The sequence below is a fragment of the Actinoplanes sp. NPDC051405 genome (genome assembly GCF_055586185.1).
On the sequence record NZ_JBVJIR010000020.1, the window covers coordinates 106,022 to 127,711 of the forward strand.

Consider the following 21,690-nt stretch of genomic DNA (forward strand, 5'->3'; position numbering starts at 1 on the left):
GTCGAAGTTTCGTTCCGCGGCAGTGTAGTCACCACCGCTGTAGTGACGCTGGGGCGGTCTCAGCCCGTCCCAAGCGCGCCGACCTGCGGATCAAGGCGCCCGGCAACCTGATCCCATATCGCATCGGCTACCTCGTCTTTCGGGAGTTCCCCGAGCTCGGTGGTGCTCCCGTCGGCGCCCAGGATCGTGACCGTGTTGTTGTCCGACCCGAAGACCAGGTCGACGCCCACCTCGTTAACGACGATGAGGTCGGCGCGTTTCCGTACCAGTTTGCCGCGGGCGTTCTCCAGCGCGTCGTGGGTCTCCGCGGCGAAGGCCACGAGCAGCTGACCAGGGCGTTTGGCCGCGCCGAGCTCGGCCGCGATGTCCGGGTTGGTGACCAGCTCGAGGGTGGGCGCCGTACCCTCGTCGCTTTTCTTGATCTTCTGGCCGGCGACCGCGGCCGGCCGGAAGTCGGCCGGGGCCGCCGCCATGACCACGACGTCCGCGTCCGCGGCGGCCTCGACCGTGGCCTTGCGCAGCTCCTCGGTCGTGCCGACGCGCACCACGTCGGCGCCCGCCGGATCGGCCAGAGTGACGTTCGCCGCAATCAGCGTGACGCGCGCGCCCCGGGCGACCGCCGCGCGGGCCAGGGCGTAACCCTGCTTGCCCGACGAGCGGTTGCCCAGGAACCGGACCGGGTCCAGCGGCTCACGGGTGCCACCCGCGGTGACGACCACCCGGCGGCCCGCCAGGTCGGTCTCCGCGGCCGCGCCGCGACGCAGCACGCGCAGGGCGGCGGCGAAGATCTGGGCCGGGTCCGGCAGCCGGCCCTTGCCGGTGTCGGCGCCCGTGAGCCGGCCCACAGCCGGCTCGATGACGATCGCGCCGCGGGACCGCAGGGTCGCGACGTTGGCCCTGGTGGCGGGGTTCTCCCACATCTCGGTGTGCATCGCCGGGGCGTAGACCACCGGGCACGTCGCGGTGAGCAGCGTGTTGGTCAGCAGGTCGTCGGCGATGCCGTGGGCCGCCTTGGCGAGCATGTCGGCGGTCGCGGGCGCGACCACGACCAGCTCGGCGTGCCGGCCGATGCGCACGTGCGGCACCTCGTGCACGTCGTCCCACACCTCGGTGGTCACCGGGCGGCCGGACAACGCGGCCCAGGTGGGCGCGCCGACGAACTTCAGCGCGGACGCGGTCGGCACGACACGCACGCCGTGCCCCGACTCGGTGAACAGCCGTAGCAGCTCACAGGCCTTGTACGCGGCGATGCCACCGCACACCCCGAGCACGACCTCCGGCATGGGCACACTTCCCGTCAACGAAAAACCCGCGCCCGCGGTGAGCGGGCGCGGGTGCACGGTGGATCAGCGGATCAGGGGTTGTCGGTCGCCTCGGCGGTCAGCAGACCGGCGTTGATCTCGCGCATCGCGATCGAGAGCGGCTTCTCCTGCGGAGTGGTCTCGACCAGCGGGCCGACATACTCCAGCAGGCCCTCGCCGAGCTGGCTGTAGTAGGCGTTGACCTGGCGGGCGCGCTTGGCCGCGAAGATCACCAGCGAGTACTTCGACGAGGTCTTGTCGAGCAGCTCGTCGATCGGCGGGTTGGTGATGCCTTCGGGGTTGGCGATGGTTCCCACAGTGATGTACTTCCTTAATTCTCAGCTTGACACCGGCGGCTGAGCGGGAGTCAGAAACGACGAACCGAGCAATCCTACCAGCTCGTCAGCGGCGCGCTCGACGAAGTCGTTGACCACGGTGCGGTCGAACTCCTTCTCGGCGGCGAGTTCCTCGTCGGCGTGCGCCAGGCGCCGCCGGATGGTGTCCTCGTCGTCGGTGCCGCGCCCGATCAGCCGGCGCTTGAGCTCCTCGACGCTGGGCGGGGCGAGGAAGACGAGCTGGGCGTCGGGCATCGTGGCCCGCACCTGCCGGGCGCCCTGCAGGTCGATCTTGAGCAGCACCGGGCGGCCCTGCGCGAGCCAGCCCTCGACCTGGGCCCGGGGCGTGCCGTAGAGGTTGCCCGCGAACTCCGCCCACTCGAGCAGCTGGTCGCCGTCGACGAGGCGCTGGAACTCCTGCCGGGTGACGAAGTGGTAGTGCTCGCCGTCGGTCTCGTAGTCGCGCTTCTTGCGGGTTGTCACCGACACCGACAGCTTGATCCATGGCGAGCGCGCCCGGATCAGCTCGATCACGCTGTCTTTGCCCACCCCCGAGGGGCCGGACAGGACGGTGAGTCGGGCTGCCGGGCGCGCGTCGTCATCCATGCTCACAGGCTCATTCAACACGAGCCGGTGAGTCAGTTCGCAGCGAACTCCCCCAGGAGGGCCTTACGCTGCTGCTCGCCCAGGCCACGAAGACGGCGACTGTCGGCGATCTTGAGCTTCTCCATGATCTGGGTGGCCCGGATCTTGCCGATGCCCGGCAGCGCCTGGAGCACGGCCGAAACCTTCAGCTTGCCGACGACGTCGTCGCCTTCCGCCCGGTCGAGCACGGCGGCGAGGGTGGTCTTGCCAGACTTGAGCTGATCCTTCAGCTCGGCCCGGGCCTTGCGAATCTCCGCGGCCTTCTCCAGCGCGGCTTTACGCTGCTCGGGGCTTAGTTGCGGGAGCGGCACCAGTTCTCCTCAGGTCCCTATCGCACCGGTAGTCCAATACCGGCACTCTGTGAAACGTGGTGTGCCAGGGAACCAAAGGGGCATGTGGTTCCTGGCGCCGGGAAAACTAGCGGTCAGCGGCGGTTTCGGCAACGTGGGGGTACCCCCCACCCGGACCGGGGCAGGCCTGCTAGGCAGGCCGTTTCACCCGATCACGGCGCTACAGGCGGTGACCGCGCGGTCCGCGGCTGCCCGCAACGAGGTCACATCGGGGCCCGCGCCGAGGACCTCGCGTGAGTACGACGGCAGCACGTTCCGCAGGCTTTCCCCGAAAATTTCGCGCAGGTCCGCGGGGCTTCCACCCTGTGCTCCGAGGCCCGGAGCGAGCAGCGGTCCGTTCACCTTGGACAGGTCGTGACCGGTCGCGCCGATGGTCGCGCCGACCACCAGCCCGAGGCTGCCGAGCGGCTCCGCACCCACGTTGACCTGCGCAATCTCGTCGATCACGGTCTGCGCGACGGTCCGTCCGCCGGCGCCGACGGCGTGCTGGACGCTCGCTCCCTCGGGGTTGGAGGTCAGCGCCAGAACGAAAACGCCGCCGCCGTGTTCGGCCGCCATGTCGAACGCGGGCTGCAATGAGCCGACTCCGAGATAGGGACTCACAGTGATCGCGTCAGCACACAGCGAACTGTCCGGATTGAGGTAAGCGCTTGCGTACGCGGCCATCGTCGAGCCGATGTCGCCGCGCTTCACGTCGAGAAGGACCAGCGCACCGGCCTCGCGTGACTGTCGGATAGTTGACTCAAGAACGGCGATGCCACGTGACCCAAATCTCTCGAAGAAAGCCGACTGCGGCTTGAACACGGCGACCCGATCGGCCAGTGCTTCGACAACCGTTAGGGCGAAACGTTCCAGGCCGGCGACGTCGTCCGAGAGACCCCAGCGGCCGAGCAGAGCGGCGTGCGGATCGATCCCGACGCACAGCGGCCCCCGCTCCCGGGTGGCACGGTGCAGACGGCTTCCGAAGGACTCCATAGGGGCGTTCTCACTTCCGTGTCAGGTGGCGGACACCGCCGCGGCGATTCCTTGGGTAATGCGGGCGACGTCGGCGTCGTCGGTGACGTACGGCGGCATCGTGTAGATCAGATCCCGGAACGGCCGCAGCCAGACGCCGGCAGCCACGGCGGCCGCAGTCGCCCCGGCCACGTCGACGGCGTGATCGAGCTGGACCACGCCGATCGCGCCCAGGACCCGCACGTCGGCGACCCCGGGAAGGCCCCGCAGCGGCTCCAGACCGGCCCGGAGGCCCGCTTCGATACGCCGGACCTGGCCCGGCCAGTCCTGGGCCCGCAGCAGGCCGATGGAGGCGTTGGCGACGGCGCAGGCCAGCGGGTTGCCCATGAAGGTCGGCCCGTGCGCCAGCCCGCCGGCGCTGCCGGCGGAGACGGTGTGGGCCACCGCGGCGGTGCAGAGGGTGGCGGCGAGGGTCAGATATCCCCCGGTGAGGGCTTTGCCCAGGCACATGATGTCGGGCGTCACCCCGGCGTGGCCGGCGGCGAACAGCTCACCGGTACGGCCGAAGCCGGTCGCGATCTCGTCGAAGATCAGCAGTACGCCGTGCGCAGCGGTCACCTCACGCAGCACCCGCAGGTAACCGGGGTGATGCATGCGCATGCCGCCGGCGCCCTGCACGACAGGCTCGACGATGACGGCGGCGAGCTCATCGGCGTGCCGGGCGACGAGCTCGGTCAGCTCGGTCGCGTAGGCCTCGTCGTAGTCGGCCGGCGGCGGACCCGCGAAGATCTGGGCCGGCAGCACCCCGGTCCACAGCTGGTGCATCCCGCCGACCGGGTCGCAGACGCTCATCGGATGGAACGTGTCGCCGTGGTACCCGCCGCGCCAGGTGGCGAGCTTGCGCCGGTCCGGCCGGCCCCGGGCGAGCTGGGCCTGCAAGGCCATCTTGATGGCCACCTCGACCCCGACTGAGCCGGAGTCGCAGAGGAAGACGTGCTCGAGCCCGTCCGGGGTCAGCTCGACCAGGGTGGTGGCCAGCTCGACGGCGGGCGCATGGGTGAGCCCGCCGAACATGACGTGGCTCATCCGGCCGGCCTGTTCGCTGAGCGCCGCGTCCAGCACGGGGTGCCGGTAGCCGTGGATGGCGGCCCACCACGACGACATGCCGTCGATGAGCTCCCGCCCGTCGGCCAGCCGCAGCCGGACGCCCTCGGCGCTCGCGACGACGTAGGGCTCGCTGCGCCCGGGCATCGGCCCGTAGGGATGCCAGACGTGCGCCCGGTCGAGCGCGAGCAGCTCGGCCTCGCCCAGCCCGCCGCCGCTCACGACCGCCCCCGCAGTCCGCCGGCCGGGCCGGGGGTCACGGCGTGGCCTTCTCCCCGGCGGTCGCGTAGGCCTTGGCCGCGGCCCGGACCAGGGCCGGCCCGCGGTAGATGAAGCCGGTGTAGAGCTGCACCAGCGCCGCCCCCGCGTCGAACATGCGGGTCGCGTCGTCCGGCTCGACGATGCCGCCCACGCCGATGATCGGCAGGCGGCCGCCGGTCTCCTCGTGGACGAAGTGGACGATCTTGCGGGCCCGTTCGGTGAGCGGCCGCCCGGACAGCCCGCCCGCCTCGCCCGCCCGCGGCTGGTCCGCCGCCGCCAGCCCGTCGCGGGACAGCGTCGTGTTGGTCGCGATGACGCCGGCCGCGCCGTACGCGAGGCAGACCTCGAGGAGCTCCGCGATGGCCGGTTCGGTCAGGTCCGGGGCGATCTTCACCAGCACCGGCTTCTCGCCCACCAGCGCCCCGAGCAGCGCCGCCAGGGCTGACTTGTCCTGGAGGGTGCGCAGCCCGGGGGTGTTCGGTGACGACACGTTGACCGCGATGTAGTCCGCGTACGGGTGCAGCAGGTTGTAGGACGTCAGGTAGTCCTCCACCGCCTCCTCCAGCGGCGTCACCTTGGACTTGCCCAGCGAGATGCCCAGCGGCACTTCCAGCGGCCCCAGCTCGGCCAGGCGGGTGGCCAGGGCCGCCGCGCCCGCGTTGTTGAAGCCCATCCGGTTGATCACGGCCTCGCTGTCACGCAGCCGGAACAGCCGGGGCTTGTCGTTGCCGGGTTGCGGTTTCGCGGTGACCGTGCCGACCTCGACGAAGCCGAAGCCGAGCGCGGGCCAGGCCGGCAGGGCCACGCCGTTCTTGTCCATGCCGGCCGCCAGCCCCACCGGGTTGGGGAAGCGCACGCCGAAGGCCTCGACCGGAGCCTGCACCGCATACCGGCGGTGCAGCAGCGCCCGCGTCCGGTCACCCAGCGACGCCAGCCGGGAGAGCGTGAACTCGTGCGCCTTCTCCGCGTCACCGCCGCCCAGCCGGAACAGAACCGGCCGGACGGCACCGGTGAAGGCGCTCACGCCATCACCTCCGCCGGCGCTCCGGTGATCGCGAGCCCGCTCACTCGCCCTCCCGCAGCATGGCGTGCAGCTCCTGCAGCGGGCGGACCGTCATGTCACCGCGCATCAGGGCCTCGATGCCCATCACCGCCGCGGCCGCGCCCGGCACGGTGGTGATGCTCGGGATGTCGTACGTGACCGCGGCGCTGCGGATCTCGTAGCCGTCCGAGCGGGCGCTCGCCCCCGAGCCCTGCGGCGTGTTGATGATCAGGGCGATCTCGCCGGCCTGGATCAGCGCCACCGCGTTCTGGCCGGGGCTCTCGAAGTGCTTGGGCACGATCTCGCACTCGATGCCGTGCCGGCGCAGCACCTCGCCGGTGCCGGCCGTGGTGACGATGGTGAAGCCCAGGTCGGCCAGGCGCTTGACCGGGAAGATCATCGAGCGCTTGTCGCGGTTGGCCACCGAGACGAAGATCTTGCCGCTGGTCGGCAGCGAGCCGTACGCCGCCGCCTGCGACTTGGCGAAGGCCGGGCCGAAGCCGGGGTCGATGCCCATGACCTCGCCGGTCGACTTCATCTCCGGGCCGAGCAGGCTGTCCACGCCCTTGCCGGCCGGGGTGCGGAACCGCTTGAACGGCAGCACCGCCTCCTTGACCGCGATCGGCGCGTTCGCCGGTACCTCGCCGCCGTCGCGGCTGCGGAACAGGATGCCCTCCTCGCGCAGCTCCTTGATGGTGGCGCCGAGCATGATCCGGGCGGCCGCCTTGGCCAGCGGCACCGCCGTCGCCTTGGAGACGAACGGGACCGTCCGGGACGCGCGCGGGTTGGCCTCCAGGACGTAGAGCGTGTCGTCCTTGAGGGCGTACTGGACGTTGAGCAGGCCGCGCACGCCCACGCCGCGGGCGATCGCCTCGGTGTAGCGGCGTACCTCGGCCAGGTGCGAACCGGCCAGGGTGACCGGCGGCAGCGAGCAGGACGAGTCGCCGGAGTGGATGCCGGCCTCCTCGATGTGCTCCATGACGCCGCCGAGGTAGACCTCGCCGGTGGCGTCGCAGAGCGCGTCCACGTCGATCTCGATCGCGTCGTCCAGGAAACGGTCGACCAGCACCGGGTGGTCCGGCGAGATCTCGGTGGCCCGGGCGATGTAGTCGGCCAGCGTCGGCTCGTCGTACACGATCTCCATGCCGCGGCCGCCGAGCACGTACGACGGCCGGACCAGCACCGGGTAGCCGATCTCGTCGGCGATGGCCTTGGCTTCCTCGAAGCTGGTCGCGGTGCCGTGCTCGGGCGAGCGCAGGCCGGCCCGGTGCAGCACCTGGCCGAACGCGCCGCGGTCCTCGGCCAGGTCGATCGACTCGGGCGAGGTGCCGACGATGGGTACGCCCGCGGCCTTGAGCCGCTGGGCCAGGCCGAGCGGGGTCTGACCGCCGAGCTGGACGATCACGCCGACCACGCCGGGGCCGCCGGCGGCCTTGCCGGACGAGTCCTCGGAGTGGAACACCTCCAGGACGTCCTCGAAGGTCAGCGGCTCGAAGTAGAGCCGGTCGGCGGTGTCGTAGTCGGTGGAGACCGTCTCCGGGTTGCAGTTGACCATGACGGTCTCGAAGTTGACCTCGCGCAGCGCCATCACCGCGTGCACGCACGAGTAGTCGAACTCGATGCCCTGCCCGATCCGGTTCGGCCCGGACCCGAGGATCAGCACCTTGGGCCGGTCGGACGGCGCGACCTCGGTCTCCTCCTCGTACGTGGAGTAGTGGTACGGCGTGTTCGCCTCGAACTCCGCGGCGCAGGTGTCGACCGTCTTGTAGACCGGCCGCACCCCGAGCCGGTGCCGCAGGATGCGTACACCGTCCTCGCCGGCCAGTTCCGGACGCAGGGCGGCGAGCTGGCGGTCGGAGAAGCCCGAGCGCTTCGCGCGGCGCAGCAGGGCCTCGTCGAGCACCGGGGCCGCCTCGACCGCGTCCCGCAGCTCGATCAGGGCCGCGATCTCGTCGAGGAACCACGGGTCGATGCCGCCGCTGGCCTCGTGCACCTGCTCGACCGTCGCGCCGAGCCGGAGGGCGCGCTCGACCGTGTAAAGGCGCCCGTCGTGCGGGACCCGCAAAGCGGCCAAGGTCGACGCGAGGTCGGCATCGTCAGGCAGAGTCCAGAAGCCGGCGGCCTTGGTCTCCATCGAGCGCATCGCCTTGTTGAGCGCCTCGGCGAAGTTGCGGCCCAGGCTCATCGCCTCGCCGACCGACTTCATCGTGGTGGTCAGCTCGGCGTCGGCGCCGGGGAACTTCTCGAACGCGAACCGCGGGATCTTGACGACCACGTAGTCCAGCGCCGGCTCGAACGCCGCCGGGGTCTTGAGCGTGATGTCGTTCGGGATCTCGTCCAGGGTGTAGCCGATGGCCAGCTTGGCGGCGATCTTGGCGATCGGGAAGCCGGTGGCCTTGGAGGCCAGCGCGCTGGACCGCGAGACCCGCGGGTTCATCTCGATCACGACCAGGCGGCCGTCGGCCGGATTGATCGCGAACTGGATGTTGCAGCCGCCGGTGTCCACGCCGACCTCACGCAGCACGGCGATGCCCAGGTCGCGCAGCTTCTGGTACTCGCGGTCGGTGAGGGTCATGGCGGGGGCGACGGTGACGCTGTCGCCGGTGTGCACGCCCATCGGGTCGACGTTCTCGATCGAGCAGACCACCACGACGTTGTCGTGCTTGTCGCGCATCAGCTCGAGCTCGTACTCCTTCCAGCCGAGCACGCTCTCCTCGATCAGCACCTCGTGCACCGGGGAGGCGGCCAGGCCGCCGCCGGCCAGGCGGTCCAGGTCCTCGTCGTTGTGCGCCATGCCGGAGCCGAGCCCGCCCATGGTGAACGACGGCCGGATGACCACCGGCAGGCCCAGCTCGGCGACGGTCGCGTGCACCTCGTCCATCGAGTGGCAGACCCGCGAGCGCGGCGTCTCGCCACCGGCCTTGGCCACGATGTCCTTGAACAGCTGGCGGTCCTCGCCCTTGCGGATGGCGTCGATGTTCGCGCCGATCAGCTCGACGCCGTACTTCTCCAGGACGCCGTTCTCGTGCAGGGCGACCGCGGTGTTGAGGGCCGTCTGCCCGCCCAGGGTGGCCAGGATCGCGTCCGGGCGTTCCTTGGCGATGACCAGCTCGACGAACTCCGGGGTGATCGGCTCGACGTAGGTGGCGTCGGCGAACTCCGGGTCGGTCATGATCGTGGCCGGGTTGGAGTTGACCAGCGAGACGCGCAGCCCCTCGGCGCGCAGCACCCGGCACGCCTGGGTGCCGGAGTAGTCGAACTCGCAGGCCTGGCCGATGACGATCGGGCCGGAGCCGATCACCATCACGTGCTGCAGATCGGAGCGCTTCGGCATCAGCGGGCCTCAACCTTCTCGACGAGCTCCACGAAGCGATCGAACAGGTAGTCCGCGTCGTGCGGGCCGGCTGCCGCCTCGGGGTGGTACTGGACCGTGAACGCGGGCACGTCCAGCGCCCGCAGACCTTCGACCACGTTGTCGTTGAGGCAGACGTGCGAGACCTCGACACCACCGAAATCGGTGTCGATGACCGTGTTCAGCGGGGCGTCGACCGCGAAACCGTGGTTGTGCGAGGTGACCTCGACCTTGCCCGTGGTCTTGTCGAACACCGGCTGGTTGATGCCGCGGTGGCCGTACCCCAGCTTGTAGGTGCCGAAGCCGAGCGCCCGGCCCAGGATCTGGCTGCCGAAGCAGATGCCGAACAGCGGCACCCGGCGGGTCAGGACCGCCCGGGCCAGTTCCACCGGTACGTCCGCGGTGGCCGGGTCGCCGGGGCCGGGTGACAGGAACACCGCGTCCGGGCTGACCTCCAGCAGCTGCTCGATCGTCGAGGAGGCCGGGAAGATGTGCGTGGTCACGCCGCGCTCGGCCAGCCGCCGGGAGACGTTGCGCTTGATGCCGAGGTCCAGCGCGGCGACCGTGTACCGGTGCTCGCCGACCGCTTCGACCGTGTAACGCTCGGTCGTGGTGACCTCGGCGGACAGGTCGGCGCCGGTCATCTGGGGCTGGGCCAGCACCCGCGCCTTGAGCGAGGCCGGGTCGAGATCGACGGTGGAGATGCCGACCCGCATCGCGCCGCGTTCGCGCAGATGGCGGGTCAGCGCGCGGGTGTCGACGCCGCTGATGCCGACGACGCCCTCAGCGGCGAGCCGCTCACCGAGGTCGCCGGTCGAGCGCCAGTTCGACGGCCGGCGGGCCGGGTCGCGGACCACGTAGCCGGCCACCCAGATCCGGTCCGACTCGTCGTCCTCGGCGTTGACGCCGGTGTTGCCGATCTGCGGCGCGGTCTGCACGACGACCTGCCGGTGGTACGACGGGTCGGTCAGCGTCTCCTGATAGCCCGTCATGCCGGTGGTGAACACGGCCTCGCCGAAGGTCTCCCCCTCGGCGCCGTAGGACTGACCACGGAACGTGCGCCCGTCTTCCAGAACCAAGATCGCTGGTTTCACTTAACAGCCTTCCCATCCAGGACTGTCGGCTCTCCCCGGAGGAAGGTCGCGACGATGCGACCCGGCAGGGTGGTGCCCGCGTACGGTGTGTTGCGGCTGCGGCTCGCCAGCTCGGCCGGGTCGACGACCCGGCGGGCGGACGGGTCCACCAGCGTCAGGTTGGCCGGCGTGCCGGCCGCGAGGTCGGTGCCGTGCCCGGTGAGGCCGGCGATGCGGGCCGGGGCGCGGGACATGCGCTCGGCGATGAGCTCCCACTGCTCCCCGAGCACGGAGAGCACGACCGGCAGCGCCGTCTCGAGACCCACCATGCCCGGGCGGGCGTAGGCCCACTCACATTCTTTGTCCTCGACCGCGTGCGGCGCATGGTCGGTGGCCACGATGTCGATCACACCATCGACCAGGGCCTGGCGCAGCGCCCGCACGTCGGCGGCGGTGCGCAGCGGCGGATTGACCTTGTAGACCGGGTCGTAGCTGGCGGCGAGCTCGTCGGTGAGCAGCAGGTGGTGCGGCGTGACCTCGGCGGTCACCCGTACGCCGCGGGCCTTGGCCTGGCGCAGCACCTCGACCGACCCGGCGGTGGAGACGTGGCAGACGTGCAGCCGGCTGCCGACGTGCTCGGCCAGCAGCACGTCGCGGGCGATGATCGCCTCCTCGGCCACCGCGGGCCAGCCGGTCAGCCCGAGCCGGGTGGAGACCTCGCCCTCGTGCATCTGGGCACCCTCGGTCAGCCGCGGCTCCTCCGCGTGCTGGGCGATGATGCCGTCGAACGCCTTCACGTATTCCAGCGCGCGGCGCATCAGGCGCGGGTCGGCGACGCAGTGGCCGTCGTCGGAGAAGATCCGCACCCCGGCGGCCGAGGTGGCCATCGCACCCAGCTCGGCCAGCTGCTTTCCGGCCAGCCCGACGGTGACCGCGCCGATCGGCTGCACGTCGACCAGGCCGGCCTCGCGGCCCAGCCGCCAGACCTGCTCGACGACGCCCGCGGTGTCCGCGACCGGCGAGGTGTTGGCCATCGCGAAGACCGCCGTGTAACCGCCCAGGGCCGCGGCGCGCGAGCCGGTCTCGACCGTCTCGGCGTCCTCGCGCCCCGGCTCCCGCAGGTGGGTGTGCAGGTCGACCAGTCCGGGCAGGGCGACCAGACCGGCGGCGTCGATGACCTCCGCCTGCGCGTCGGTCCCGGTGGCGATCACCCCGTCGCGGATCAGCAGGTCGGCCGGCGCGGCGCCGAGCAGGGAAACACCCTTGATCAGGTACGAGGTCATGCCTTGCCTCCGAGCAGCAGGTAGAGGACGGCCATCCGGGCGCTGACACCGTTGGCGACCTGTTCGACGATCGTGGAACGCGAGGAGTCGGCCACCTCGGGCGCGATCTCCATGCCCCGGTTCATCGGTCCGGGGTGCATGACGATCGCGTGCTCCGGCAGCTTCCTCATGCGCGGCACGTCGAGTCCGTAGCGGCGGGAATATTCGCGGGCCGAGGGGAAGAAGGAGTCCTGCATCCGTTCGGTCTGCACCCGCAGCATCATCACGACGTCCGCGTCGGGCAGGACGCTATCCAGGTCGTACGACACTTTGGTCGACGGTTCCAGGGCCGCGGCCACGCCGATCGGGATCAGGGTGGGCGGGCCGACCAGGGTGACCTCGGCGCCGAGCGTGCTGAGCAGCAGAACGTTGGACCGGGCGACCCGGCTGTGCAGTACGTCACCCACGATCGCGACCCTCAGGCCGGCGATCCGGCCGAGCCGGGACCGCATCGTGTACGCGTCCAGCAGCGCCTGGGTCGGGTGCTCGTGGGTGCCGTCCCCGGCGTTGATCACCGAACCGTCCACCCAGGACGCCAGGCGGTGCGGCGCGCCGCTGGCCGGGTGCCGGATCACCACCGCGTCGGCGCCCATCGCCTGCAGGGTCAGCGCGGTGTCCTTGAGGCTCTCGCCCTTCGACACGCTGGAACCCTTGGCGGAGAAATTGATCACATCGGCGGAGAGCCGCTTGGCCGCCGCCTCGAACGAGATCCGGGTGCGGGTGGAGTCCTCGTAGAAGAGGTTGACCACCGTACGGCCGCGCAGGGTCGGCAGCTTCTTGACCTCGCGGCCGGCCAGTGCGGCCATCTCGCCGGCGGTGTCCAGGATCAGGGTGGCGGTCTCGGCGTCCAGGTCGGCGGCCGAGCGCAAGTGCTTGATCATCGGGTCTCCTCCGAGCCGGAGAGCCGTACCTCGTCCACGCCGCCGTCGGTCTCGGCCAGCAAGACCCGGACGCTCTCCGACTGCGCGGTGGGGATGTTCTTGCCGACGTAGTCGGCGCGGATCGGCAGCTCCCGGTGGCCGCGGTCGACCAGCACGGCGAGCTGCACGGAGCTGGGCCGGCCGACGTCGTTGAGCGCGTCCAGCGCGGCCCGCACGGTCCGGCCGGAGAACAGCACGTCGTCGACGAGGATCACCCGGCGCCCGTCGATGCCGTCGCCCGGGAGCTCGGTCTTGCCGAGCGCGCGGGTGGCGTGCAGCCGCAGGTCGTCGCGGTAGAGCGTGATGTCGAGCGCGCCGACCGGCACGTCGATGCCCTCGAAGGCGTGGATGCGGGCGGCCAGCCGGCGGGCCAGCGGTACGCCGCGGGTGGGGATGCCCAGCAGCACGGTGCCGGTGGCGCCGGAGGTCTTCTCCAGGATCTGGTGCGCGATCCGGTCGACCACCCGATGCAGATCCGCCGAGGAAAGGACGGTTTTACCTTGCGCAGTGCCGATGTGGGTGTCGCGTAGAGACGCCACAGCGGACCTCCTTCCCCGCCTCACGGGACGGGTCGTTAAAGGACGTCGGTCAAGCAGACCCGGGTAGGGGCCGCTTGATGGCTGACGCTACGTTACCAGTGAGCGCGGCGTTGACCATGGTGACGTGGCTGACCCGCGGACCGGACGGACGAATGCGGGCAACTCAGTCTCGGGCTCGGCGACTCATCGGTCGACACTTGACCAGAGGTTGCAAACTCCGTACCGTCACGCAGCGTAGCGATCCGAGGAAGAACCCTCCGGGCCAGCACAGTACTGGGAGTGTCCGAATGCCGTCTGAGTACGCCAAGTCGTTGGGCGCCCGCCTGCGCTCCATCCGCCAGCAGCAGGGCCTGTCCCTGCAGGGCGTGGAAGAGAAGTCGAACGGCCGCTGGAAGGCCGTCGTCGTGGGTTCGTACGAGCGTGGCGACCGCGCCGTCACCGTGTCGCGCCTCGCCGAACTGGCCGACTTCTACCGCGTCCCCGTCTCGGAGCTGCTGCCCGACGGCAGTGGTGTCCGGCTCGAGGCCACCAACAAGATCGTGCTCGACCTGGAGAAGCTGTACGACGCCGCCGGCGAGGACCTGGCCTACGTCGCACGCTACGCCCGGGCCATACAGCAGCAGCGCGGTGACTACAACGGACGCGTCCTGTCGATCCGTGCGGACGACCTGCGCGCGCTCGCCATCGTGTACGACATCTCGCCGTCGGGTCTCATCGAGCGCCTGACCGAGCAGGGTGTGCTGGTCGCCGACCCGCGGGCGTTCTTCGCCTCCTGATCGCCGCCGCCGAAGAGGGGTCCCGCATACGCGGGTCCCCTCTTCGCGTATTCACCGGCCGGTCCTCGACGCGCCCTCCGGCCGATCCGGCCAGCCCGGCCCGCCCGACCGGCACGCCCGCCCATCAGCCCGGCCCGCCCGACCGGCCCGCCCGACCGCCAGCCCCGCCCGACCGGCACGCCCGACCGGCACGCCCGACCGGCACGCCCGCCAGCCCCGCCCGACCGGCACGCCCGACCGGCACGCCCGCCCAGCACGCCCGCCCGGCACGCCCGCCCGGCACGCCCGCCCGCCAGCACCGCCCGCCCGACCGGCACGCCCTCCCGCCAGCCCGGCCCGCCGGACCGGCACGCCCTCCCGCTGGTCCGGCCCGCCGCCCGGTCACCGCGCCGGGTGACCGCCCCGGGCAGCCTCCTCCGCCCTGGTGACCTCACCCAAAGCGATCAACGCGGGCGCGGCACCAGGTGGGAGATACGGAGCGTTGCCGATCCGGCCCCACCACCGCGATCTTGATCACAATCTCGCGTGTGGCCGGCCCGCCCGGAAGCCGACCCGGCACGACCGGACGCGGTCACCACCGGCGCCGCATCGGTCACCGGCCACTCCTCCACCCGACTCCACCGGGCTAGATCGGCCCTGGTCAATGGCTTCCCTGGACTGATCGTCCATGCCGCTGTGCGCCCGCCGGCGGGCATGCATCCCGTGACCGCGGGTGACCGAATCACTCAGCGCAGCGTCGGGGTTGATCTTCGCGCGCAGCGCGGAAGCGCAACCAAGCAAGCACATGGCAGGGAGCGCAGCGACCGGTCTCGACGGGAGTGACGGTCAGCACCATGCAACCAGGCACGACCAGACCTTGATCTTGATCTTGGGTTTCGCACAAGAAACGGCCCGGACCGACAGGCCCGGGCCGTCGCTGCAAAAACTATCTGCTGGCGAAGTCGGCGATGCGTCCCAGCAGCCCGTTGAGGAAGCGCGGGCTGTCGTCGGTGGACATCTGCTTGGCCAGCTCGACCGCCTCGGAGATCGCCACCGGGTCGTCGATCTCGCCCACGTAGAGCAGCTCGAAGACCGCGATGCGCGCGAGGTTGCGGTCCACCACCGGCATGCGGTCAATGGTCCAGCCCTCGGCGTAGCTGGCGATCAGCTCGTCGATCCGATCGAGGTTCTTGGCCACGCCCTCGACCAGGCCGACCGTGTAGTCCAGGTGGTCGGGGCGGGGTTTGTCGATGCGGTCCAGGTAGGTGACCAGGACCTGCGCCGGCGGCAGATCGCGCAGGTCGGCCTCGTAGAGGACGTCCAGCGCCCGCTTGCGCGCCTTGCGGCGCGCCGGCATCTGGGTCTTGGGGCCCTCGGCCATCAGCTACGGCCGAGGTAACGGCCGTCGCGGGTGTCGACCTTGATCTTCTCACCGGTGGTGATGAAGAGCGGGACGTTGACCGTCGCGCCGGTCTCGACGGTGGCGGGCTTGGTGCCGCCGGTGGAGCGGTCGCCCTGCAGGCCGGGCTCGGTGTAGGTCACCTCGAGGAACACGCTGGTCGGCAGCTCGATGTAGAGCGGCACGCCCTCGTGCGTGGCGACGGTGGCCTCGGCCTCGGGGAGCAGGTAACTCGCGTTGTCGCCGACGGTGGGGCCGGGCACGGTGATCTGCTCGAAGGTGTCCAGGTCCATGAAGACGAAGTCCTCACCGTCCTGGTAGAGGTACTGCATCGTGCGCTTGTCCACGGTCGCGGTCTCGACCCGGGTGCCGGCGTTGAACGTCTTGTCAACGACCTTGCCGGAGAGGACGTTCTTGAGCGTGGTGCGCACGAACGCCCCGCCCTTGCCCGGCTTGACGTGCTGGAACTCGACGACGGCCCAGAGGGCGCCTTCGAGGTTGAGCACGAGGCCGTTCTTCAGGTCGTTGGTGGAAGCCATGTCCTGCCTTGGTCTTTGAAAGCGCTGATTTGGAAAGCGAGGGTCTCAGAATGCGTGAGGGTGACCGAGCGAGTTTACCGGCGTGAGTCGTGAACAGGCGAATCGGGTCAACGGCGACCGGCGATGTGCCGCAGCGCCAGGCGGTAACCGTCGACGCCGAGGCCCGCGATGACCCCGGTGGCCACCGCCGAGACGACCGAGTGGTGCCGGAACTCCTCCCGGGCGTGGATGTTGCTGATGTGCACCTCGACCAGCGGGGCGCGCAGCATCGCGCAGGCGTCGCGGATCGCGTACGAATAGTGCGACCAGGCGGCCGGGTTGAGCACGACCGGGGCCTGCTCGTCGGCGGCGGCGTGCAGCCAGGCCAGCATCTCGTGCTCGGCGTCGGTCTGCCGCACCTCGACGTCCAGGCCGAGCTCCCGGCCCTCCTCCTGGCACAGCTTCACGAGGTCGGCGTACGAGGTGACGCCGTAGACGTCGACCTGGCGGGTGCCGAGCCGGCCCAGGTTGGGCCCGTTCAGGACGTACGTCTTCATGCGGACACCGCCCGGTAGGCCTCGGCCAGGGTCTGCTCGGAAGGACCGGTGAGGATGCCCGGCCGCGCCAGGCCGTCGAGCACGACGAAGCGCAACGTGTCGGCCCGGGCCTTCTTGTCGACGCGCATGGCGGCCAGCAGGTCGGGCCAGGCCGCGGCCGGATAGCTGACCGGCAGGCCGAGCAGGGTCAGCACCGCCCGGTGGCGGGCCGCGGTGGCGTCGTCCAGCCGGCCGGACAGCCGGGACAGCTCCCCCGCGTAGATCAGGCCGACGGCGACCGCGTGGCCGTGCTTCCAGGCGTAGTGCTCGTTCTTCTCGATCGCGTGGGCCAGCGTGTGACCGTAGTTGAGGATCTCCCGCAGCCCGGACTCGCGCAGGTCGTTGCCGACCACGTGGGCCTTGACCCGGATCGCCCGCTCGACCAGCTCCCGCAGCACGGCACTGCGCGGGTCGGCGGCCGCGGCCGGGTCACCCTCGATGAGGTCGAGGATCACCGGGTCCGCGATGAAACCGCACTTGGCCACCTCGGCGAGCCCGGCGACCAGGTCGTCGCCGGGAAGCGTGTCGAGCACGTCGAGATCGCAGAGCACCCCGGCGGGCGGGTGGAAGGCACCGACCAGGTTCTTGCCCGCGGCGGTGTTGACGCCGGTCTTGCCACCGACGGCCGCGTCGACCATGCCGAGCAGCGAGGTGGAGACCGGCACCCAGCGCACGCCGCGCAGCCAGCTCGCCGCGACGAAACCGGCCAGGTCGGTCACCGCGCCGCCACCGATGCCCAGGACCACGTCGGTGCGGGTGAAACCGGCCGCGCCGAGCTCGTCCCAGCAGCGCGCGGCCACGTCGATCGACTTGCCGGCCTCGGCGTCGGGGACCTCGATCGGCAGCGGCCGGATGCCCGCCGCGGACAGGGCGTCGGCGACTGCGGCCGCCCGCCCCTTGAGCGGCGGAGCATAGAGAACGGCGGCCCGCACGGCGCCGTCGACCAGGCCGGGCAGGGCGTCGAGCAACCCCCGGCCGACGAGTACGTCGTAGGGCCGGTCACCGGGCACAGGGATTCGCGTCACGTCGTCCATAGGCCTTCGAGCCTAGTAGGGCGGCCCATGGCGATCACTCACACCCTCGAATACGCTCTGGAGTCGATTGACTACGACAACGGTGAATGGCGGTGCCTTGACCGGAATCGAAACGGCCCTGGTGAATGTCGGACGCGCGGTCGTCACCCCCTTCTTCACGCGGTGGCTTTCCGGGCGGAGGGACAAGCGGGAACGGGTGCTGCCGCTCAGTGAGCTGCTGCAGCAGAAGGCCGTCAACGAGTTCACCCGGCGTCGTAGCGAACTACAGATCGAGAACGTGGTGCTCGAAGTCGCCGGCCGGCTCGAACCACTCATTCGGACCAGGTTCGGGGCCTTGCCGGAAGGGGAGATCGCGGCCTGCTTGGATGCGGTCGCGGAAACTTTCACCATCGCCGATCTCAACGATCAGACGCTGTTCGCCGCGGACCTGGACCCGGCCCGGCTGGCGGCGCATCTGCGGGCAGCCGGCAGCGACATCACCGAGCGAGCCGGACTGTCGGAACTCGGCCGACGCCTGTATGCCCTCGCCCTCGACGACTGCTGCCGGTGTTTCACGCAGTTCGTCGTCCGCGTGCCGTCGTTCGCGCCGCGCGCTGAGGTCGAGATGCTCCGTCGGCAGACGGACCTGGGCGCCGCCATTGCCGACATCTCGAATTTGCTGGTGTCGCTGCTCGGCCGGCTCAGCATCCCGGGCCCGGAGGCCACGGAGGACACCGACGCGGACGCGGCCTTTATGATCCGGTACCGCGACCGGGTGATCGGCAAGCTGGACGTCCTGGAACTGGTCGGGGTGGACATCCGCCGGTTCCGCCCTCGGACCCCGCTCAGCGTGGCCTATATCAGCCTCGCAGTCACCGGAGAGGATCGCCGGCGGACGACGCGCACGCCCCGCTGGGATCCCGGCATGCTGCGGCACGCCGCGATCGACGCGGACGGCTCCGAACGCGTGGAAGCGGCCCTGAGCCAGCAGGACAGGTTGCTCATTCGCGGTGAGGCGGGAGCCGGCAAGAGCACCTTGCTGCGGTGGCTGGCGGTGTGCGCGGCGGCCGAGAGGTTCACGGGGCCGCTGGCCGATTGGAACGGTCGGGTTCCCTTCATCGTGAAGCTGCGCAGTCATGCCGGCCGGCAGCTGCCGCGGCCCGAACAATTCATCGACGGGACCGCCGCTCCCATCGCGGCGACCATGCCAGCGGGCTGGGTGCATCGGCAGTTCGCGGCCGGACGGGCTCTTCTGCTGGTGGACGGTGTGGATGAGTTGCCCGCCCGGGAGCGCCCGGCAATTCGTGCCTGGCTCAGGGATCTACTGGAGACGTATCCGGAACAACGGGTCGTCGTGACCTCACGGCCGCCCGCGGCACCGGTGCGATGGCTGGAGGCGGAAGGTTTCGGCTCCACCAGTCTCGAGCGGATGACCCCGCCCGACATCAGCGCCCTCATCCGCCAGTGGCATCTGGCGGCACGCGACGCCGTCTCGCTACCGTGCCCGCCCGACTCGTTGCCGACCTTCGAGCAGGCGTTGCTGACCCGGCTCGCGGCGAACCAGCACATGTACCGGCTCGCCGGCAGCCCGTTGATGTGCGCGATGCTCTGTGCCCTGAACCTGGACCGGGACACCCACCTGCCCCGCGACCGGATGGGCGTCTATCAGGCGGCCGTCGACATGCTGCTGGACCGGCGCGACACCGAGCGCCAGATGCCGTCGGTCGTCCTCGACCTCACCGCCGGCGACCAGTTGCAACTGCTGCAGGACCTGGCCTGGCGGATCTCCGTGAACGGTCGAGCCGAGCTGTCTGCGACAGAAGCGCTGGAGCATCTGGCCCACCGGTTGGCCGCGATGCCCCGAATAGCCGCTGATCCGCCGGCGGTGCTGACTCACCTGGTCGAACGCAGCGGCATCCTGCGCGAACCGGCACCGGGACGTGTCGACTTCGTCCACCGCACCTTCCAGGAATACCTGACTGCCCGCGAGGCCGCCGAGCAGAACATGGGTGGCTTTCTCGTCACTCAGGCGCATCTCGACACCTGGCGGGAGACCATCATCATGGCCGCCGGGCACGGGAACAGCCCGATGCGTACGGAGATGATCCGCGGGATCCTACGCCGGGCCGGGCAGGAACAGACACATCGCCGTACGCTGCGGTTGCTGGCGGCGGCGTGTCTCGAGACGTTGCCCTCCCTGCAGCCCGCGGACCTCGTCGACGAGGTGCACAGCGAACTGGACCAGTTGCTGCCGCCCCGCAATCGCGACGAGGCCCGGTCACTCTACGCAGTGGGCGAACCGCTGCTGGGCCGCCTCCCGACGGATCTGTCCGATCTGACCGCGGCGAAGGCGGCGGCGGTGATCCGCACCGTCGCTCTGATCAACGGCAAGAGAGCCCTGCGGCTGCTCGCAGGATACGCGGCCGATCCCCGGCCAGGTGTACAGCGGGAACTGGTCGCGGTCTGGACCTACTTCGACGCCAGGGAGTACGCCGACACGGTCCTGGCGGACGCCCCACTGGACCAGGGCCGGGTGACTGTCCGGCGCCCGGTGTTGCTGAACGAGGTCGGACGTCTGCGCAATGCCACCCAGGTCGAAGCGATATTCGACCAGCCGGTGGACCTGGACGCCCTGGAGGGGACGCCGCCGCTGCACACACTGTTCATCCGGCAGGGGCTTTCCGGAGCGATCGAGAATCTCCTCCGTTTTCCCCAGCTCGAGCGACTCATGATCGACCGCACGACCCGACAGGTGACCACCGCCGACGTCAGCACGATCAGTCAACTGGCCGGCCTGAAGTGCCTCTACCTCTATGGCGCAGGCGGGCTTGAGCGCGATACCGCCCTCGACGAGCTCGCGAAGATTCGTTCACTCCGCGATCTCTACTTCACTCTCGGCGAATCGATCGAATCGGTTTCACCGTTGGCTCAGCTTCCGGATCTGCGGAATCTCGGACTCTACGAGTCCGTTGTCCGGTCCTACTCGTGCTTTTCGGGCCTTCCCATCGAGCACCTCACCCTTGGGCGTTCGAGGGGGCGATCGGCTTGGAGCCGGCGTCTCGCCCGGTCCTTCAGGAACGTGAAGAGCCTCAACCTCAATCTCCGCGGCAGCGGACAGACCATCGCCGACCTTCAACACCTCCCCGACCTCTATCGCCTGTCGATCTTCGGAGGCACCGCCGGAGTGCTCGCGTCACTGATCCCCCCGGATGCTTTGACCGCGGTGGCCATCGGCTTCAGCGACTCTTTCGACTTCAGTCCACTCAGCAAGATGAGCGGGCTGAAGACCATCGAGTTCATCGGTATCACCGGTGCGATCGATCTGTCCCCGTTCGCCGGGTGGGCCGACGGAACACTCCGTATCACCGCGCCGCCGATCCAGCTGGCGAAGGGTACGGCTCCTCTTCCTCCCAACGTCCGACTCGTTCACCCACCAAGTGGGGTTATAGACAGCTAACCCCATCACGGGTTACATCTACGTCATGCCGAAAATCAACGTCTACCTGCCTGACGAACTGGCCGACGCCGTACGCGAGTCCGGCCTGCCCGTGTCCGCGATCTGCCAGCGAGCTCTGGAGGAGGCGGTCCGGCGGATCACCGTGATCCGGCAGACCGCGCTGGGCGACCTCGACGCCGACCAGCTCGCGGCCACCCTGCCCTCCTTCACTCCCAGAGCGGTCACCGTGCTCTCCCTGGCGATCAACGCCGCCCGCGACGCCGGCGCACCGAACGTCGGCACCGGCCACCTGCTCCGCGCGATGATCACCGAAGGCGAGAACCTGGCGTTGCGCCTGCTGCGGGCGATGGAGATCGAGCCCGCGACCCTCACCTGGGCCGAGCAGGACGAGCCGGGCGGCGGGCCGGGGCTGCGGTACAGCACACCGGCCGCGAACGCGTTGGAGATGCTCGTGGCGGAGGCGACTGCGCTCGGGCACAACTACGTGGGCTGCGAGCACCTGCTCATCGGCCTCGCGGCCGAGCCGGACGGGATCGCCGGGCGGACGCTGCGGGCGGCGGGCGCCGACGCCCGGACCGTGCGGCGGACGGTGTCGGCCGCCCTCAGCGGCTACGCCCACCTGCGGGCGACGAAGCCGCCGGTCGGACCGGAAGAGCTCACCACGGTGGTACGCCAGGAGCTGCGTCCACTGATCCAGCGCGTCGAGGCGCTCGAGGCCCGGCTGGGCTGACGGCCCGTCTGAGCTGGCGGGCGG

At 70.4% G+C, this 21,690-nt stretch carries 19 protein-coding genes; 3 read left to right on the forward strand and 16 right to left on the reverse strand.

The features are described 5' to 3' along the window. Positions 1-59: 59 nt before the first annotated feature. The 12 genes from coaBC to pyrR form a co-directional block, all read right to left on the reverse strand. Positions 60-1,283 carry a bifunctional phosphopantothenoylcysteine decarboxylase/phosphopantothenate--cysteine ligase CoaBC gene (gene coaBC, locus ACZ6S4_RS35620; protein ID WP_465479132.1) on the reverse strand — a complete coding sequence of 408 codons (1,224 nt, stop codon included), beginning with the start codon at positions 1,281-1,283 and terminating at the stop codon, positions 60-62. A gap of 71 nt (positions 1,284-1,354) precedes the next feature. Then, complete coding sequence (gene rpoZ / locus ACZ6S4_RS35625; RefSeq protein WP_015623990.1) at positions 1,355-1,618, reverse strand: DNA-directed RNA polymerase subunit omega; 264 nt, start codon at positions 1,616-1,618, stop codon at positions 1,355-1,357. A 21-nt stretch (positions 1,619-1,639) separates the two neighbouring features. Beyond that, entirely contained in the window at positions 1,640-2,242 is a 603-nt protein-coding gene (gmk, locus tag ACZ6S4_RS35630) for a guanylate kinase (RefSeq protein ID WP_465479133.1), read from the reverse strand. Positions 2,243-2,274: 32 nt separating this feature from the next. Continuing rightward, positions 2,275-2,592 (reverse strand): integration host factor, actinobacterial type, encoded by a 318-nt coding sequence (mihF, locus tag ACZ6S4_RS35635; protein ID WP_125806289.1) that lies wholly within the window; start codon positions 2,590-2,592, stop codon positions 2,275-2,277. Positions 2,593-2,775: 183 nt separating this feature from the next. Then, positions 2,776-3,606 carry an orotidine-5'-phosphate decarboxylase gene (gene pyrF / locus ACZ6S4_RS35640; RefSeq protein WP_465479134.1) on the reverse strand — a complete coding sequence of 277 codons (831 nt, stop codon included), beginning with the start codon at positions 3,604-3,606 and terminating at the stop codon, positions 2,776-2,778. 21 nt (positions 3,607-3,627) lie between these two features. Next, positions 3,628-4,896, reverse strand: a complete 1,269-nt coding sequence (locus ACZ6S4_RS35645) for an adenosylmethionine--8-amino-7-oxononanoate transaminase (protein ID WP_465479211.1) — start codon at positions 4,894-4,896, stop codon at positions 3,628-3,630. Between the two features lie 49 nt (positions 4,897-4,945). Next, entirely contained in the window at positions 4,946-5,974 is a 1,029-nt protein-coding gene (locus ACZ6S4_RS35650; protein WP_465479135.1) for a quinone-dependent dihydroorotate dehydrogenase, read from the reverse strand. A gap of 40 nt (positions 5,975-6,014) precedes the next feature. Further along, positions 6,015-9,326, reverse strand: coding sequence for a carbamoyl-phosphate synthase large subunit (carB, locus tag ACZ6S4_RS35655; protein WP_465479136.1), 3,312 nt, complete (start codon positions 9,324-9,326; stop codon positions 6,015-6,017). Further along, entirely contained in the window at positions 9,326-10,438 is a 1,113-nt protein-coding gene (gene carA / locus ACZ6S4_RS35660; RefSeq protein ID WP_465479137.1) for a glutamine-hydrolyzing carbamoyl-phosphate synthase small subunit, read from the reverse strand. The genes carB and carA overlap by 1 nt, the downstream gene beginning before the upstream one ends. Further along, positions 10,435-11,700: a dihydroorotase gene (locus ACZ6S4_RS35665; RefSeq protein ID WP_465479138.1), complete on the reverse strand. Its 1,266-nt coding sequence runs from the start codon at positions 11,698-11,700 to the stop codon at positions 10,435-10,437. The genes carA and ACZ6S4_RS35665 overlap by 4 nt, the downstream gene beginning before the upstream one ends. Continuing rightward, positions 11,697-12,620 (reverse strand): aspartate carbamoyltransferase catalytic subunit, encoded by a 924-nt coding sequence (locus ACZ6S4_RS35670; RefSeq protein WP_465479139.1) that lies wholly within the window; start codon positions 12,618-12,620, stop codon positions 11,697-11,699. Before ACZ6S4_RS35670 ends, ACZ6S4_RS35665 begins: the two co-directional genes overlap by 4 nt. After that, entirely contained in the window at positions 12,617-13,198 is a 582-nt protein-coding gene (pyrR, locus tag ACZ6S4_RS35675; protein ID WP_465479140.1) for a bifunctional pyr operon transcriptional regulator/uracil phosphoribosyltransferase PyrR, read from the reverse strand. The genes ACZ6S4_RS35670 and pyrR overlap by 4 nt, the downstream gene beginning before the upstream one ends. 287 nt (positions 13,199-13,485) lie before the next feature. On the opposite strand from pyrR, the gene bldD reads away from it, so the two are divergent. Continuing rightward, complete coding sequence (gene bldD, locus ACZ6S4_RS35680) at positions 13,486-13,974, forward strand: transcriptional regulator BldD (RefSeq protein WP_015624001.1); 489 nt, start codon at positions 13,486-13,488, stop codon at positions 13,972-13,974. Between the two features lie 925 nt (positions 13,975-14,899). Here bldD and nusB read toward each other — a convergent pair. From nusB to aroB, 4 genes are all read right to left on the reverse strand, one after another. Beyond that, the gene (nusB, locus tag ACZ6S4_RS35685) at positions 14,900-15,310 is read right to left on the reverse strand and encodes a transcription antitermination factor NusB (protein ID WP_465479212.1); all 411 of its coding nucleotides are present in this window, start codon (positions 15,308-15,310) and stop codon (positions 14,900-14,902) included. Between the two features lie 23 nt (positions 15,311-15,333). Beyond that, a complete protein-coding gene (gene efp, locus ACZ6S4_RS35690) occupies positions 15,334-15,891 on the reverse strand; it encodes an elongation factor P (RefSeq protein WP_360827541.1) in 558 nt (185 codons plus the stop codon). A 107-nt stretch (positions 15,892-15,998) separates the two neighbouring features. Continuing rightward, positions 15,999-16,427 (reverse strand): type II 3-dehydroquinate dehydratase, encoded by a 429-nt coding sequence (aroQ, locus tag ACZ6S4_RS35695; protein ID WP_465479141.1) that lies wholly within the window; start codon positions 16,425-16,427, stop codon positions 15,999-16,001. Then, positions 16,424-17,500 carry a 3-dehydroquinate synthase gene (gene aroB, locus ACZ6S4_RS35700; RefSeq protein ID WP_465479142.1) on the reverse strand — a complete coding sequence of 359 codons (1,077 nt, stop codon included), beginning with the start codon at positions 17,498-17,500 and terminating at the stop codon, positions 16,424-16,426. Before aroB ends, aroQ begins: the two co-directional genes overlap by 4 nt. Before the next feature lie 97 nt (positions 17,501-17,597). Between aroB and ACZ6S4_RS35705 the strand changes: the two genes are divergently transcribed. Then, positions 17,598-20,936, forward strand: a complete 3,339-nt coding sequence (locus tag ACZ6S4_RS35705; protein ID WP_465479143.1) for an NACHT domain-containing protein — start codon at positions 17,598-17,600, stop codon at positions 20,934-20,936. A 25-nt stretch (positions 20,937-20,961) separates the two neighbouring features. Further along, the gene (locus ACZ6S4_RS35710; protein ID WP_465479144.1) at positions 20,962-21,666 is read left to right on the forward strand and encodes a Clp protease N-terminal domain-containing protein; all 705 of its coding nucleotides are present in this window, start codon (positions 20,962-20,964) and stop codon (positions 21,664-21,666) included. Positions 21,667-21,690: the final 24 nt, after the last annotated feature.

What these genes read in the sequence shown, in the direction of transcription:
- coaBC (WP_465479132.1), bottom strand. Translation starts at nt 1,283, where the DNA reads ATGCCGGAGGTCGTGCTCGGGGTGTGCGGTGGCATCGCCGCGTACAAG.
- gmk (WP_465479133.1), bottom strand. Translation starts at nt 2,242, where the DNA reads ATGGATGACGACGCGCGCCCGGCAGCCCGACTCACCGTCCTGTCCGGC.
- pyrF (WP_465479134.1), bottom strand. Translation starts at nt 3,606, where the DNA reads ATGGAGTCCTTCGGAAGCCGTCTGCACCGTGCCACCCGGGAGCGGGGG.
- carB (WP_465479136.1), bottom strand. Translation starts at nt 9,326, where the DNA reads ATGCCGAAGCGCTCCGATCTGCAGCACGTGATGGTGATCGGCTCCGGC.
- ACZ6S4_RS35665 (WP_465479138.1), bottom strand. Translation starts at nt 11,700, where the DNA reads ATGACCTCGTACCTGATCAAGGGTGTTTCCCTGCTCGGCGCCGCGCCG.
- ACZ6S4_RS35670 (WP_465479139.1), bottom strand. Translation starts at nt 12,620, where the DNA reads ATGATCAAGCACTTGCGCTCGGCCGCCGACCTGGACGCCGAGACCGCC.
- bldD (WP_015624001.1), top strand. Translation starts at nt 13,486, where the DNA reads ATGCCGTCTGAGTACGCCAAGTCGTTGGGCGCCCGCCTGCGCTCCATC.
- nusB (WP_465479212.1), bottom strand. Translation starts at nt 15,310, where the DNA reads ATGCCGGCGCGCCGCAAGGCGCGCAAGCGGGCGCTGGACGTCCTCTAC.
- efp (WP_360827541.1), bottom strand. Translation starts at nt 15,891, where the DNA reads ATGGCTTCCACCAACGACCTGAAGAACGGCCTCGTGCTCAACCTCGAA.
- aroQ (WP_465479141.1), bottom strand. Translation starts at nt 16,427, where the DNA reads ATGAAGACGTACGTCCTGAACGGGCCCAACCTGGGCCGGCTCGGCACC.
- aroB (WP_465479142.1), bottom strand. Translation starts at nt 17,500, where the DNA reads ATGGACGACGTGACGCGAATCCCTGTGCCCGGTGACCGGCCCTACGAC.
- ACZ6S4_RS35710 (WP_465479144.1), top strand. Translation starts at nt 20,962, where the DNA reads ATGCCGAAAATCAACGTCTACCTGCCTGACGAACTGGCCGACGCCGTA.